The organism is Candidatus Planktophila sp., from assembly GCF_036734405.1.
In the GTDB taxonomy this organism is placed as follows: Bacteria; Actinomycetota; Actinomycetes; order Nanopelagicales; family Nanopelagicaceae; genus Planktophila.
Genome location: NZ_DAIMYR010000001.1, coordinates 88,711 through 103,423 on the forward strand (window position 1 = coordinate 88,711; position 14,713 = coordinate 103,423).

At 46.3% G+C, this 14,713-nt stretch carries 12 protein-coding genes; 5 read left to right on the forward strand and 7 right to left on the reverse strand.

The window, feature by feature from the left end:
* Positions 1-3 precede the first annotated feature (3 nt).
* From AC9UC2_RS00450 to AC9UC2_RS00470, 5 genes are all read right to left on the reverse strand, one after another.
* On the reverse strand, positions 4-2,634 hold the full coding sequence (locus AC9UC2_RS00450) for a hypothetical protein (protein ID WP_509523945.1): 2,631 nt from the start codon (positions 2,632-2,634) through the stop codon (positions 4-6).
* 10 nt (positions 2,635-2,644) lie between these two features.
* Positions 2,645-3,406, reverse strand: coding sequence for an FAD:protein FMN transferase (locus AC9UC2_RS00455; protein WP_509523948.1), 762 nt, complete (start codon positions 3,404-3,406; stop codon positions 2,645-2,647).
* Positions 3,407-3,428: 22 nt separating this feature from the next.
* Positions 3,429-4,007: an FMN-binding protein gene (locus AC9UC2_RS00460; RefSeq protein WP_509523951.1), complete on the reverse strand. Its 579-nt coding sequence runs from the start codon at positions 4,005-4,007 to the stop codon at positions 3,429-3,431.
* 165 nt (positions 4,008-4,172) lie between these two features.
* Positions 4,173-4,772: a TetR/AcrR family transcriptional regulator gene (locus tag AC9UC2_RS00465; RefSeq protein ID WP_509523953.1), complete on the reverse strand. Its 600-nt coding sequence runs from the start codon at positions 4,770-4,772 to the stop codon at positions 4,173-4,175.
* Between the two features lie 10 nt (positions 4,773-4,782).
* A complete protein-coding gene (locus AC9UC2_RS00470; protein ID WP_509523956.1) occupies positions 4,783-6,135 on the reverse strand; it encodes a ferredoxin reductase family protein in 1,353 nt (450 codons plus the stop codon).
* Positions 6,136-6,219: 84 nt separating this feature from the next.
* Between AC9UC2_RS00470 and AC9UC2_RS00475 the strand changes: the two genes are divergently transcribed.
* From AC9UC2_RS00475 to AC9UC2_RS00490, 4 genes are read left to right on the forward strand one after another with little or no spacing between them, the layout of a single operon-like run.
* Positions 6,220-6,981 (forward strand): ABC transporter permease, encoded by a 762-nt coding sequence (locus AC9UC2_RS00475; RefSeq protein ID WP_509523958.1) that lies wholly within the window; start codon positions 6,220-6,222, stop codon positions 6,979-6,981.
* A complete protein-coding gene (locus AC9UC2_RS00480; RefSeq protein ID WP_509523961.1) occupies positions 6,981-7,706 on the forward strand; it encodes an ABC transporter ATP-binding protein in 726 nt (241 codons plus the stop codon). Before AC9UC2_RS00475 ends, AC9UC2_RS00480 begins: the two co-directional genes overlap by 1 nt.
* A 2-nt stretch (positions 7,707-7,708) precedes the next feature.
* On the forward strand, positions 7,709-8,797 hold the full coding sequence (locus AC9UC2_RS00485; RefSeq protein WP_509523964.1) for a glycosyltransferase: 1,089 nt from the start codon (positions 7,709-7,711) through the stop codon (positions 8,795-8,797).
* Positions 8,798-8,806: 9 nt separating this feature from the next.
* Positions 8,807-9,751: an NAD-dependent epimerase/dehydratase family protein gene (locus AC9UC2_RS00490; protein ID WP_509523967.1), complete on the forward strand. Its 945-nt coding sequence runs from the start codon at positions 8,807-8,809 to the stop codon at positions 9,749-9,751.
* Between the two features lie 18 nt (positions 9,752-9,769).
* Here AC9UC2_RS00490 and AC9UC2_RS00495 read toward each other — a convergent pair whose 3' ends face one another.
* Together AC9UC2_RS00495 and AC9UC2_RS00500 are read right to left on the reverse strand one after the other, a co-directional pair.
* Positions 9,770-10,960 (reverse strand): nucleotide sugar dehydrogenase, encoded by a 1,191-nt coding sequence (locus AC9UC2_RS00495; RefSeq protein WP_509523970.1) that lies wholly within the window; start codon positions 10,958-10,960, stop codon positions 9,770-9,772.
* Between the two features lie 17 nt (positions 10,961-10,977).
* The gene (locus AC9UC2_RS00500) at positions 10,978-12,645 is read right to left on the reverse strand and encodes an O-antigen ligase family protein (protein ID WP_509523973.1); all 1,668 of its coding nucleotides are present in this window, start codon (positions 12,643-12,645) and stop codon (positions 10,978-10,980) included.
* Between the two features lie 135 nt (positions 12,646-12,780).
* Here AC9UC2_RS00500 and AC9UC2_RS00505 point away from each other — a divergent pair, with 135 nt between their 5' ends.
* Positions 12,781-14,589, forward strand: coding sequence for a hypothetical protein (locus tag AC9UC2_RS00505; RefSeq protein ID WP_509523976.1), 1,809 nt, complete (start codon positions 12,781-12,783; stop codon positions 14,587-14,589).
* Positions 14,590-14,713 lie beyond the last annotated feature (124 nt).

A 14,713-nucleotide genomic window follows, 5' to 3' on the forward strand; every position in this document is an offset into this window, starting at 1 on the left:
TGCTTAAAAAGCTTTGCCCTGCAGTCTTTGTCCCATGGTTGCTGCAACCTTCATCCATTTGGCTACTTGAGCATCGGTAAAGCCCTTGGCATTTAGAACATAAAGCCCTGTGAACATATCGCCATTGAATTGATAGAAACCAAGCAAAGTTCGCGCGCTGGTGCCAGAGTCGATTACGGCGTGAACAAAAACACGATTGCCATCAGAAACAACCCCGGTGGCAGCTGCAGGAAGTTTCTTAAACTCATACGGAATCAAGGTTCCTGTTGAATCCTTGTATCCCTTATCAATCTGACATTGCACCAGAACTTTCACGAGCTCTTTCTGTGCAGCACTAGCGGCAGCTGGTGATGAGTACTTCACGACCTCTGTTGATAGAAATGAGAAAGTGGATCCCGTCTTTGTTGCCATTACCTGACGACGCTCGAGACGATCTTTTTCTGAAGGATAAACGCCATTACACAGATCAAGTGATGGATCAAGCAAAGTTGTCCCGTTAGTCATTGGCAAAACAGACCATTCGTCGCTGAAATCTTCGGCGCGAAATCCAAACTTAGCTAAAGCAGCCTGCTTAGGTTCAAGCAGTGATGGATCATTGACTGCAGGTGCTCGATCAACTTCTTTCAATGTGCCAAGTGTTGTTTTTACAGAGGAAAGCCCGATCAATACAAAGTTTGATCCACTTACACGCACAACTCTTTTGGCAGTACCAACATCAACTGTTGCACCAATTCGAAGCTTTGCAGCCTTGTTATCTGCAATTGTGGCAACAGTTCGGTTAGCTACAGAAACCGTTGCAGCACCTGTACCTACTAAAACATCATTTTTGCCAACAACAGTTAATGAAGCGCTGCACTTTCCAGCACAACGAATCGCACCTGCTCCATAAGTTGATGCAGCTGAACTCCATTTTCCGCTCTTTGAGCTTTTATCTGCTGCGACAAATGTGTTCTCAATGCTGATGTCACCGGCTAAACCATTGCCAATGCAGTCAAATACTTGAGCGGTTCCAACTAGTTTTGCACCAGCTGCAACTTTTAGTTCCGGGGCATTTTTTACTGAACTTGTAGCCAATATCAAACCATCTTCATCGACAACATTTGCCTGGCAAATTCCGCTGCCGACATCAGTTGCACCCTTCCATTGCAGTGAAAGCTCACCAGCTGCAATTGAAGTTAAAGCAAAATCATTGGTTACAACTGGATAAGCGCGATCGATAACAACTCTTTGTAACTCCGACCATTGGCTCTTGTTGCCCACAATATCGATGGCACGCATTGCAAACTCATAACTTCCTTCTGGTAAATCGCGCAGATACACAGTCTTTGGCGCAACAAATGGTGACAAGTAAGTCGGCAACCATCCTTCAACATCTGATGCCTTTAGCGTTTCAACTTTGCCATCGATCTGGCCTTCGTAACCAACGATTGCAGTATCTGCATCTTCGCCACCAGAATTTAAAATCACCATGCCAGGAGATCGCCATTGCTCAACTGCAACCACATTAGGCACCGGAGGCGGCGTTGTATCTGCTTTCTTGGTAATTGTTACAACCGCACCGGTTTCAGATGCAACCGCGCTTAAAGAAACATTGCCTGAATAGAACTTTGCTGTTAGACCTGTCATAGAACCATTAACAGCTGCCGATGAGTTGTAACTGTAGTTATCTAGATTAAGCATCCAAAAATCAGTGCCCAGCACCGATGGGAATTCACCTGCAGCACCATCTTCTGGGTTAGGAGAAACAATCGCGGACACGGGCGGCGGATCTAGTCGATACACCGCAAGACCTGGCTTATATGCAACACCATCGGTTTTACGACGGTATTCAATCCAGTATCCAGCTTTTCCGTCGCGAATAAAGATCGCCTTGATACCTTTTGAAAAATCACTGGGCGAAAGATTGATTACTTCGGATTGCCACACCTGTTTAATTTGTGAATCCTCTAGTAAACCCATTCGCCACTGGTGATAAGTGCTGAGAGGTGAATTTGTTTCGACATTACCCATCACATCAATGGTTCCGCCGTATTCAACACCTTTGCAGTTTGAACCCCATGGTCCATCACTTGCCTTGTCATCACAACGCAAAAAGTTGGAGTGCCCTAAACCAAAGGTGTGCCCTAATTCGTGAGTGATCACAAAAGATGATTCGCTGTCATGCAAAATCAATGTGCCGCTTTTGCTTTTTGGTCCACCCAATTGTGCTCTACCCGACCACACACACCCGGCACGAGGAGATAGAACAACTAAATATCTATTTGAATAATCACTAATTCCTAAACGCTTATATGCCTCTGGTCTAATAGAACTCATAAAGCTAGCTGCTGGAAAACCAGTACAAGACATTTTAGATACCAATGAAATTGGGCCATCCAAAACTTTGCCGGCTTTAAATGAAACTGTGCGAGCACCATCATCACCAAGCATCGTTGTGTATTTTTTCCAATCAGCATTAACTTCAGTGTTAATTACTTCTGCAACAGCTTTTGCATTTCCGCGCAGGGCAGGTGCACCATTCCACGTAACTTCAACAACATCGATTACACGCTCATCTAATGCATAAGCAGGTGCTAACCCAAAGGAAACAAGGCCAATAACAATGGCTACAAAGCCGGCAAGCTTGCTTTTCATGGGCCTCACCCTAGATGCTCCAGGTACTTTGCTCATGTCGATCTACTGCGAAAACTTGATACCCAACAAGTTCTGGTTGCCCAAACCATTGTGCGCCGTCCTGCCCGCCCACCATGACCGCCGTTGCCATCGCATCACACAGCCAACCTTCAGGACCAACAACCGTTGCAGATTTCGCTCCAATTGCAATCAATCCATTCAATGGATCATGAATATGAGCGCCGCGTTCATAAGTTCCGGATGTAGCAATCGCACCATCGTTAATTTCAAAGACCTTCACAATTTCAGCGCGGTTATCTGGATTTACAACACCGATCGACCACGGCTTCACAACACCGGCTGCAGCATCAAACCACCCACCACGCAAAGCCAAATCCCCTGCAGCATTAACCTGCACATGACCCACACCTGCGGCAACCAAAATATCTGCGCACTTATCTGCGGCCCACCCCTTAACTAACCCAGATGGATCAAACCCACCATCAACTGCCCACGGATCAAAAGCTCCCTCACTTAAATCTTTTGCCACCGCACACAATTGCCACACATCCCGAACATCATCCGGACAATCGGCAATTGCAACTTCGCCGCGACGCAAACGCGAAACCCACGACCCATCTTTGTATGTTGAAAAATCTCGATCTACATCTTCGCAAAAAGCAATCACTGTTTCCATAACGCGATCTAATTGCGCACCACCGACAGATTGCGAAAAACAATCCACATCCACAATCGTTCCCCACACAGGAAATTGTTTACGCAGATGATTCATGCGCCCACTGTACCCGCGCGCCTTACAAGCCAGCCTGTGTGAGCGCTCCTTGCAACGATGTGTACCAACCATAACTTGTATATGAAGCACCCGATACGCCTTGAATGTTGGCACTTTGCGCCGCCAAGGTCTGTGCCTTCAAAATCGGTACCGCCATGTTTGTCCAACGATCATTCTTTCCCTTTGGAGCAACAACAGCCACCGCATCAGTGATTCGCCCATCTACAACTGTGATCTTTACTTGAACATTTCCGTAATTCACATTTATTGATGGCCCGGTAAATGTTCCGTTAATACTTGTTTTTGAAGTTGTCGCAGGTGCCGTAGTTGCCGGAGCTTGCGTTGGCGGCGCAGTTGTTGCACCCACCGCACCAGAACTCTTAGTTGGCGTGGCACTTTTTGTCGCAACAGCTGTCGCCTTAGTTGTCGCACTGGCAGAAGATGATGATGAAGCAGACGCACTTGATGTTGCACCCGTTCCAGCCATAGGCCCACCGGCAATATTTATTGCACTGGTTGTTCCCAATTGAGGCGGAGTAATTGCTAACACCGCACCGAGGCCCCCCACAGTGCCTCCTGCGATCAATAGCGCCCGCTTCATCTCATATCCTTACTTCGTGCTCTTTGTTTCTCGCGTTTAACCCCTCGAATGGTTCAACGAGCTCACTTAAGCCCAGCAACCTGAAAGATTTCTGTGAACGCCCGCAGTTCCCCCGCAGAGTATTTACCCAGGGTAAAGCACGCAGCAGATCACCTAAGAAAGCGACTAACCCAGAACCTCGCGAGCAATCCGCCCGATCAACTTTTCCCAATCCGCATCATTCATATGGGTTGTCGTAATGTCATCGACAATTCTGCCCAATGTGTAAGCCTGAATAAAGACTGCACCCGTTCTGGCCTCAAAACTCTTATTCAAAAATCCCTTGTCTTGCGCAGTTTGAAAAGCGTTAGTCAACGAATCAGTGAGTTCTTGTTGCAACGCACCTAATGATTTTCTAAATTTTTCATTGTGCTGGCTCCTGGCTAATTTGCGTGCACGTCGAAAGCGAAGCTCAGCTAGTTCACGAGCTTGGGTGCTAGCGGTCAATCGATCCAACGCCACAAAAAACTCTTCCTTCGTCCTTGACCTTGCGAGGATTTTTTCAATCACAACGATGGATTCTTTTACATCCCGACCAAACCGAACAACATAAGTCTCATCCAATAAATCGCCAAAATCTTCAAAGAAGTGATACATCGAACTCTTGGATGCATCGGCTCGTTCTAAAACCATGGCAGCACTGATGTCTTCAATTGCATGTAAATCCATAAGATCAGAGGTCGCCTGAATCAAATTCATTCGCGTCTCATTCTGTTCATGTGCCATATGTAAAACCTTACTCGTTGTGGAAAGCAAACGCTTCATCATGGAAACGATTCTTGGGCACACCTAAATCCTCTGCCGCCTTACGCACCGCGCTGACTAACGGTTCTGGCCCGCAGATATAAATATCGCTATCGGCGAAAGTCGGCACTAACGCTTTTAAAGATCGCGCATCCATCGGATGATCTTTACGCGATCCCACCAAGTAATGAATCCGCATCGATCCACCACTGCGATCAGCTAAATAATCCATCTCGGCCTTTAGAACTAAATCCTCTTCACGAGAAGCTCTAAAAATCACATCGATTTGTGCGCCACCATTGAATTCATCCATCAACGCACGCACCGGTGTTATCCCCACTCCACCGCCAATCAACACCACATGCGGACTTGTAGAACGCCCCGCGGTAAAGGCCCCATATGGTCCTTCAACAAATACTCGGGTCCCAGGCTTTAAAAAAGCCAACGATCTTGAATGATCCCCCAAATCTTTCACGGTAATTCGCAAATGATTTTTTGTAGGAGCTGCCGACAACGAGTACGGATGCGACATCAATGCATGCCCTCTAGTTAAAAATCTCCAGCCAAAGAACTGACCGCCTTGGGCCGCCAACTGATCCAAATTGCGCCCCTTCATAATCACTGAAATAACTCCGGGTCCTTCGACAACAACTTTCACAACTCGCACATTAACTTTTAGTGATCGCCAGATTGGAACCCAGAATCGCCAATACCCAATCGACAACGCCATCACCACATACAAGGTAATCCAGTACGCCTTATTTAATGGATGATCAATAAACATCGATCCATTAACGATCTGATGCATAAATGAAGCAGCAACCGCGGCGTAGGTAAGAATGTGAACCAGCCACCAAGTTTCATAACTCATCTTGGCGCGGGCTTTTTTATAGGAAGTCACACCAGCCAGTACCATCAATACAAATCCGGCAAGAGCAAACCACATCCAGTCATACAAAGTTAAGAACTGCCACATCTCTTTGTATAAAGGAATCTGATCTTGTCCCGCAAAACCAAAAGCAATAAGAAATACGTGCGCACCGATTAAATACAAAGACCATGGCCCAAGTTTTCTGTGCCAAGTCACCAACCGATCATGGCCAACCCCGCGTTCGACAATCGGAATACGGGCCACCAAGAAAATGCCGATGATCGAAAGATAGGTTCCCACCAAAGCCGCCAAGCGACTGATGGTCACAACCACTGAATAGAAATCCCTAAAGTCCCCGCTACGCAATGTGGTCGCCTGCAGAGCCAGCGTCAGCCCCAACCCAGCACCCAAGAACAGAGCTGCCCAGTCAGTCCCTGCCGCCGAATGACGATAAATGCGGGTCGACTGAGTCATACCTCAATTACACCGCATAACCCTTGGATCTATATGACGGGCAGCAGGGTTTAGCACTTAAACCACCGATACCCTTAGACCACCATGAAGTACGCCCAACTGATCCGCCTGCTAGTCGGACGTGAATTAACTCTTCGCTACAAGCGCAGCGTCATCGGCATCGGTTGGACCCTGCTGAATCCCATTCTTACAAGCTTGGTGCTTTGGTATGTCTTCTCATTTGTTTTTGCTTCAAAGCTACCGTCGGGTCAACAATTCGCGCCATATCTCATGGCCGGAATCTTGATGAACACTTTTTTCAACCAGAGCTTGATGCAGTCAGCAGAATCAATTGCAAGTAACGGCGGAGTTCTAACCAAGATTTATGTACCGCCGCAGATTTTTGCAATCTCATCAGCACTTGCAGGTCTGGTTAACTTCTTTATTGGTTTATTTCCGCTGGCTCTTGTCTGCTGGGTCTCGGGTCAACCTCTGGCAATAACCGCGCCACTGGTACTGGTCGTGGGTGTAGCTCTGGCACTGCTAACTGCCGGCCTTGGATTAGCACTTTCAATCATGTTTATTCGCTTTGATGACACCCGAAATGTCGTCAACGTTCTTCTGTTGATTTTGATGTACCTGACACCGATCTTCTACCCAGTAGGAATCATGAATGAAACAATGCAAAACATCATTCACTGGAATCCACTGACTAGTTACCTAGATATCTTCCGTTGGGCATTTTCTAACAATGCAACACCAACTTTGTTTAGTTGGATCTACATGAGCTGTTGGAGCATCTTTGCTCTATTGCTTGGAACATATGTGTTCAAGAAGTACTGGCCAAGAACGGTGGCGATGCTCTAATGCCTGTCATCGAAGTTAAGAATTTAAATGTGACCTACCGGGTCTTGATGAACAAATCTGGTTCGCTGAAAGAATTATTCCGAGATGCGATAAAAGGCAAAGCCCGCGTAATTGATTACGTTGCAATCCACGATATTTCTTTCACTGTTGATAAGGGTGAAGTTGTAGCAATCCTTGGTCGTAACGGTGCTGGTAAATCAACTTTGCTTAAAGTACTGGCAGGTGTGCTGCCTCCAACTAAAGGAACATCAAAGGTTGATGGCAAGATCGCGCCGATGATTGAACTAGGTGCCGGCTTCCACCCCGAAATGACTGGTGCTGAAAATGTGCTGTTTTATTCAGCATTAATGGGCCGTGATGTAAAAAAGGTTAAGGAGCGCACACCAGCTATCGGTGAATGGGCCGGAGTTTCAGACCATATGGATTTCCCGCTGCGCACGTTTTCTTCAGGAATGGTCGCCCGCCTAGCTTTTGCCACAGCAACTGATGAAATGGCTGAAGTTCTTTTAGTAGATGAAGTCCTCTCTGTAGGAGATGCGGATTTTCAAGAAAAATCAAAGGCGCGTATGCATGAATTGATTAAGAGCGGCGCCGCTGTTGTTCTGGTTTCACATGACATGAAGGCTGTAAAAACTTTGGCTACCCGCGCAGTCTGGCTTGAAAACGGCCATGTAAAAATGATTGGCAAGCCAGCCGAAGTTGTTGCCGCCTACGAAGCAAACTAGCCATGCGGGTTTTGCATGTAATTGCCCGGCTTAATGTTGGCGGTACCGCGCGTTATATAGCCCAACTTGCAAATGAATTACCCAAGCACGGAATTGAAACCTTTGTAGCAACTGGTTTTGTGCAAGGGGCAGAGGTCGAAGATCCATCTGCGCAATCTTTTGATCTGATTCGAATCCCATCTATGGGTAGATCCATCAGGCCAATTAAAGATCACTTGGCACGCAAGCAGTTAGAAAAAATCATCGCAGAACTTAAACCCGACATCATTCATACCCACACCTTTAAAGCCGGATATGTAATCCGCATGAAAAAACAATCGGTACCAGTTATTCACACCTTCCATGGCCACCTTCTAGATGACCCGGAATTCTCTGGCTTAAAGTCAAAGGTAATTGTTGAACTAGAAAAACGATTTGCTAAGAAATCTGCAAAGCTTGTAACCGTTGGTCGACGTGTTGCAGATGAATTACTAGAACAAAACATCGGTCAGCGATCACAGTTTGTAAATATTCCACCAGGTGTTGTTGCAGTTAATGTGACTTCCAGGTTGCAAGCTCTTGAAAATCTAGGCCTTGAAGATACTGGCGCGCCAATAGTTGGCTGGATCGCCCGCATGACCGGTGTAAAAAACCCAATGCGTGCACTAGAAGTTGCAGATAACTTGCCTGATACCCGTTTTGTTATGGCTGGTGGCGGAGACCTTTTGGAGCAAGTAAAGGCAACAGCTCCTGCAAATGTAAGCGTGGTTGGCTGGACGGAAGCGGCAGATCTATTTGGCGCATTAGACATCATTTTGTCCACCAGTGAAAACGAAGGCATGCCTGTGGCTTTAATCGAAGCTCAACTAGCTGGCAAACCAGTTGTTGCCACCGATGTGGGATCTGTATCCGAAGTCATTCTGAATCATGAAACAGGCATAGTCACCAACAAGAACGCCGGATCGATCGCATCAGCGGTTGAATCCTTAATCCTTGATAAAACCACCCGCGATGAAATGGGCCGACTAGCCATCGCCCGCGCACAAGCCTTGTTTTCAGTTGACCGCATGATTAACGCTCATATCGAGCTGTATAAATCGATTGTGAAATAGGGTTTACCCATGCGCGTATTTATTACTGGTGGTGCGGGTTTCATTGGATCCCATCTGGCAGACCACTATGTAAACGCCGGAGATCAAGTGACACTGCTTGATGATTTTTCAACTGGATCTAGAGCAAACATCGCACACCTTGATGGCAAGGTGTCAACAATTGATGGCGATATCCGTAATGTTGATTTAATTGATCAACTTGCTAAAGATTCAGATTTAGTCCTGCACATGGCCGCAGCCCTCGGTGTTAACACAATTTTAGAATCACCGCTGGAATCTATGAGCACAAACATCACCGGCAGCGAAGTTGTTTTAAACGCTGCTGCCAAGTACAACAAAAGAATCATCATCGCCAGCACATCTGAAATTTATGGCAAGAACCCAAAGCAACCACTGCAAGAGAGCGATGATCGAGTTGTTGGAGCACCGCAAAAGATCCGCTGGACATACAGTGATGCAAAAGCAATTGAAGAGGCCATGGCCTTTGCTTTGCATCAAGAAAAGAAATTACCGGTAACTACGGTGCGTCTCTTTAACACTGTTGGCCCCCGCCAAACAGGCCGTTACGGAATGGTTGTTCCACGCTTTGTACAGGCAGCGCTAAAGAATGAGCCAATTACTGTTTACGGAGATGGCACTCAATCCCGAGTCTTCTGCCATGTTCAAGACGCTGTTGCAGCAATTGCATTAATGGCCTCAACAGATTCAACAATCGGAGATGTTTATAACGTTGGCGGCACTGGTGAAGTAACCATTAAACAGTTGGCAGAGCAGGTAATAGAGCTAACAGGATCTACCTCAAAGATTACTTTCACACCTTATTCAGATGCTTACCCAGCAGGCTTTGAAGATATTCAACGCCGGGTGCCTGATATTTCAAAGGTAGGGCATGCAATTGGCTGGGCGCCAACCAAAGATTTGAAGCAGATCATCAGCGATATCGCTGCACAATAAATCTGTAAAAACCCTGGACTAAATCCCGTCTACACCGGCTAAATGGCCGGTGCAGTCAAAGACAAACTTTGAAGCCTTAATCGCAGCATCGCTGACGCCATCGTGCCTGGTAACAACTACTGCAACATCAAAGGCTGCCAATGGTGTTGATTCTTCATCGCGCCATGTACCAACTAAATCATCGTGCCAAACAACGTTGGCTCCTTGTTCGCGCAGTAAATCAATTACCGCTGCTGCTGGCGTTTCCCGAGTGTCTGCGACATTTGCTTTATAAGAAACACCAACGACAACAACTTTCTTGCCCTTAATTGATCCGCCTGCACCTGCCACCACCCGCTTTACAACATAAGCGGGCATTGCCAGGTTTACCTCATTTGCGCGTTTGATAAATGTTGCCGGTATTCCTACCTGGTTTGCTACATGTGCCAAGTAACTTGGGTCTACCGGAATGCAGTGCCCACCCACACCCGGACCAGGTGTAAATGGCATAAATCCATACGGCTTTGTGGCTGCAGCATCAATAACTTCGCGGCTAGAAATACCAAGAGCATCTGAAATCTGAGCAAACTCATTTACTAAGGCAATATTTACTTGGCGGAAAGTGTTTTCAAATATCTTTGCGGCTTCTGCAACTTCAGGGGATGAGACCTCAATAATGCTGTCACAGAAGGTTGCATAAAATTCGCGTGCCCTGGCAACGGCTGCAGGTGTTAACCCACCAATCAAACGTGGAGTGTTCTTAGTTCCCCACTGGGTATTGCCAGGATCTACACGCTCTGGCGAGGATGCATATAGGTGCTCAACTGACGTAATTCGCGCCGCAATTTCTGTACGCAAAGTACCTGGGTATGATGTTGATTCGTTAACAACTAGTGCAGGGTTCTTTACATACTGATTAATCAATTCACTTGCTGAATGAACAAAGGACAAATCAGGGTTTCGATGATCATCTAGCGGTGTAGGCACTGCAATAACAATTACATCTGATCTATCCAATACATGTGCATCTGTACTTGCACTGTACAAACCTGCAGAAACAAACCCAGCTAAATCTTGATCACTGATGCCTTCGATATGAGAATTACCTGCATTTAACTGTGCAACCAAACCATCATTTACATCAAAGCCAACAACTGTGTGTCCAGCACCCGCCGCACTAACGGCAATTGTTAAACCAACATATCCCTGACCGATGATTGCAACGCGCATTGGATTAGATTACCCAGTTATTTCAAAGTTGGATTTAAAGGATCCAACCGTTTCAGCTGGGATAAAGCTTGAGCTCTTTGTTCTTCGGTCACCTTGTTCATTGAACTCAAAGCCACCCAGACATCATAAGTATCGGGAAATCTTTCTGTGGCATCGACTGCAACCTGTAATGCTTGATCTTCCAGTTTGTTTTCATTCAAAGCAATTGCCACCCGAATCATTCGTGCTGGTTCTACTGGCCAAATATAAGCAGCCTCTTGAACAACTGTTGCGTTACCCGTTTCCAGCGAGCTCTTGAACTCTGCAGATGCCAAATACGGTGGAATACCAACCAGGACACCAACAATTAATCCAACAAACATTGAAAGAGATGTAGCAGCTGTCTTTTGAGCAGGTTTAGCAGCCGTCTTTCCCTTTAGCTTTTCAACAACAACATCGCTGGTGCGAGTATTTATCTCATATCCAATAATTAATCCGGACAATACCCAGCCCCAAAGAGCCAGTCCGATCTGATTAATGCTGATGATTGATTGGGCTTGAAAGGCAACCCAGGCAGCAACTAAGCCTACAAAGCCTGCATTAAAGCCTTGTGAGCGCTTGATTACCTTGATCGCAGAGACCACAACTAAAACCATCAAGACAATGTAAGCAAGCACTAAGGGGAAACCGCCATAGGCTGAAATATCAAGGAAAATATTATGTGCGGCATTGCTTGTTATGTCAGGCCCACGACGCAAGGTTGCTTCGATGGTACGACTTCTGCGATACCAATCCCCGTAGCTATCTAGCCCAACACCAAAGATTGGGTTTTCTACAGTCATTTTCCAGCCGGCACGCCAATAGTCGCCGCGGTATGTAACCGAGTCCTTATACAAAAGCGAAGCCAGGGGTCCCTTATTTAAGCTGCCAACCAAAATCCCAACAAAGCCGACTGCAGCCAAACTTAAGTATGAGTAACCCAAAACTCGACTCTTGTGATTAACGTAAACACCTAAGGAAATTGCAGAGCCAGCTAACAAAACTAAAAACCCTTGCTGCGATGCAGTTTCTTTTATTACATAAAGAGTTGCAAGAAGATAAACAACGTACGCACCCTTGATTTGAATTTTTACTGAATTAGATAAAAGTTGAGTGAATACAACTGCACCCAAAATACCTAGCAAGGATGATTGAAAGTTGGGATTACCTAAAAAGCCAAAAACAGGTGAATAAGGATTGACCCAAGTAAATGGATCGGCATCCACTGATTGAATCAGACCGTAAACAAGGGATGAGACTCCAACGACAAGTACAGCAAGCTGAAATCTCTTTAAAAATGCCGCAGAAGATGCAACCAGTGAAACAACCAAGAGGATTGAAAAAGCGGAATAAGTGATCAATCCTGTATTTCGACCATTTGTGCCAAACAACTGCTGGATTCTTTCTCCGCCACTGATCATAAAAACAACTAGCTGCCAGAACATGAAGCTGAAGATCGCAATCAAAGGCACTGCATATCGCTTCAGTTGTAGGACCTTCTGATTAGCCAGCAAGACCCCCAACCCAACAAAACCAGCCACAGACACAGCAAGCATCTTGATGGGATTTATTGGATCCAAGGACCACAAAGGCGTAATCAGCAGTGACACAGCCACCAAGGCCCACATCAGGAGCTTGGCAAGAGTGGCTTGGATGTTTTCACGCATTGTCTAAGGGTACTAAGCATGACCACTTTTACCTGTGACCTTTCAAAAAGACCCTCTCATGACATATGAGAAGGCATTTTTTACCCGAAGCCGGCGCTCGGATCGTCCGAGAGCCGACTAATCGAAAGGAAACAAATGTCTACAAAGACAACTTTCAAGCGCATCGCGCTTGTTGCAGTTGCTGCGTTGGGCTTCGGAACTCTTTCCGTAGCACCTTCATCAGCGGACTACCTAGAAGGGTCATTTGGTCGAGTTTCATTCGCCACATCTCCTGCTACAGCTACAACAGCTGTAGAAACTTCAGCCATTATTTCATTAGGTGGCTCATGTGCTAACGCGGCTGGAAACAACATCCAGCAGACATATTACTTGACAATCGCGTCAGCACCTGCAGGAACTAACTTGCTAGCTAACTCTGTTTTCACTGTTCCAACAGGTGGGAATGATTACGACACAACTGTTCCAACAGGATACACACAGGTAAACGGAACTGCATATACGATCTCAAGCCAAAACTTTGCTGCTGGTCAGGATTATGCAGCACGCGTTATGGGTGAGTGCACGGATGCTTCTTCTGCAATGACTGTTTACTCAAAGGTACGTTTCACACCAGATGTTGTTGGAACTTACGTAATTGCTGCGATTCCTGCTGACAATTCAGCAACTCGCCCAACTGCAACTTGGACAGTTGTAGCAAGCGCACCAGTACTTAAGTCATCGACTGCGTTTGTAAACACAACACTTGGATCAGTATCAACTGCTGACGCAACTGCTGCTAACCTCACATTTTCTGCTGCAGCAAGCACAACAGCTAAGGCACGTCTGGATGTAAAGCAGTACAGCACAACAGACACAACAACTGCAGCAGTTGCTGCAATCACTAAGGATGTTGTAGTTGCAATCTCAAAGGGTCTTGTCTCAAAGACAAATGACTACTCAGCTGGTGCAGCTTCAGTAACTGAGGCTGGCGGAGTGTCTGGTGCAATTTCCAGTGATTACTACGTATTCGCTAACGGAACAGTTGGAGCAGCTTCACTAACAGTAACTGTTGATGGCGTTTTGGTTTCAACAAAGGCAATCGTATTCAACGGTGTTGCAACAACTCTTGCAGCAGCTTTGACAACAGGTCAGAAGACATGGATTGCTCCAACACAGACAACCACATTGACAGTTTCATCTAAGGATGCAGCTGGAAGTGCGTCTTCAAACACACCTACAATCACAGCTACCTCTTCAAACACAGCTGTGGCTACTGTTGTTGCGACAAGCAACACACTAGTAACAATCACTGGTGTTGCAGCAGGTACAGCAGTTATCACAGTTGCTGATTCAGCAACAACATCACCTGCAGCATCTGCAACTTACACAGTCACAGTTAAGGCAGCTACAACTACAGCTGCTGCAACTATGACTTTTGATAAGACTGATTACGCACCAGGCGAATTGATGACTATCACAATCGCAGCTGACGTAGCCGACAACGCTTCATACGCAGCGTTCACAGCAAATCCTGTAGTTTCAGTTAACGTCGTAACTGTTCTGAACCCATTCACAACTGGTGCAGTTGCACTTGTTGGTGGAAAGGCGACATGGACAGCTTATGCTCCAGCAACAGGTAACGTAACAGTCACAGCAACATCAAGTGCTGGACCTACAACAGCAGTTGCAGTTACAGCATCAGCAAACGTTACAAATGCTGCTTTTGATCAAGCACAGGCAGCAACTGATGCAGCAGCAGAAGCAACTGATGCAGCAAATGCAGCAACTGATGCAGCTAACGCTGCAGCAGAAGCAGCAGATGCAGCAACAGCTGCAGCACAAGATGCAGCAGATGCAGTAGCTGCTCTATCAACATCAGTTGCAGCAATGATCGATGCTCTAAAGAAGCAGATCACAGCTCTAACTAACCTAGTAATCAAGATCCAGAAGAAGGTAAAGGCGTAAGCCTTAGCTTTCCAAGGGATTAACTCTTAGGAGTTAGCTCTAGTCCGGAACCCGGTTCTCTCGAAAGAGGGGGCCGGGTTTCGGCATTTATCAATGTTTGAAAGATAGAGACTGGTAAATGCAG

Bases quoted from the DNA above. Each gene is read 5' to 3' on its own strand.
- AC9UC2_RS00450 (WP_509523945.1), bottom strand. From the start codon at position 2,634: ATGAAAAGCAAGCTTGCCGGCTTTGTAGCCATTGTTATTGGCCTTGTT.
- AC9UC2_RS00455 (WP_509523948.1), bottom strand. From the start codon at position 3,406: ATGAATCATCTGCGTAAACAATTTCCTGTGTGGGGAACGATTGTGGAT.
- AC9UC2_RS00460 (WP_509523951.1), bottom strand. From the start codon at position 4,007: ATGAAGCGGGCGCTATTGATCGCAGGAGGCACTGTGGGGGGCCTCGGT.
- AC9UC2_RS00465 (WP_509523953.1), bottom strand. From the start codon at position 4,772: ATGGCACATGAACAGAATGAGACGCGAATGAATTTGATTCAGGCGACC.
- AC9UC2_RS00470 (WP_509523956.1), bottom strand. From the start codon at position 6,135: ATGACTCAGTCGACCCGCATTTATCGTCATTCGGCGGCAGGGACTGAC.
- AC9UC2_RS00475 (WP_509523958.1), top strand. From the start codon at position 6,220: ATGAAGTACGCCCAACTGATCCGCCTGCTAGTCGGACGTGAATTAACT.
- AC9UC2_RS00480 (WP_509523961.1), top strand. From the start codon at position 6,981: ATGCCTGTCATCGAAGTTAAGAATTTAAATGTGACCTACCGGGTCTTG.
- AC9UC2_RS00485 (WP_509523964.1), top strand. From the start codon at position 7,709: ATGCGGGTTTTGCATGTAATTGCCCGGCTTAATGTTGGCGGTACCGCG.
- AC9UC2_RS00490 (WP_509523967.1), top strand. From the start codon at position 8,807: ATGCGCGTATTTATTACTGGTGGTGCGGGTTTCATTGGATCCCATCTG.
- AC9UC2_RS00495 (WP_509523970.1), bottom strand. From the start codon at position 10,960: ATGCGCGTTGCAATCATCGGTCAGGGATATGTTGGTTTAACAATTGCC.
- AC9UC2_RS00500 (WP_509523973.1), bottom strand. From the start codon at position 12,645: ATGCGTGAAAACATCCAAGCCACTCTTGCCAAGCTCCTGATGTGGGCC.
- AC9UC2_RS00505 (WP_509523976.1), top strand. From the start codon at position 12,781: ATGTCTACAAAGACAACTTTCAAGCGCATCGCGCTTGTTGCAGTTGCT.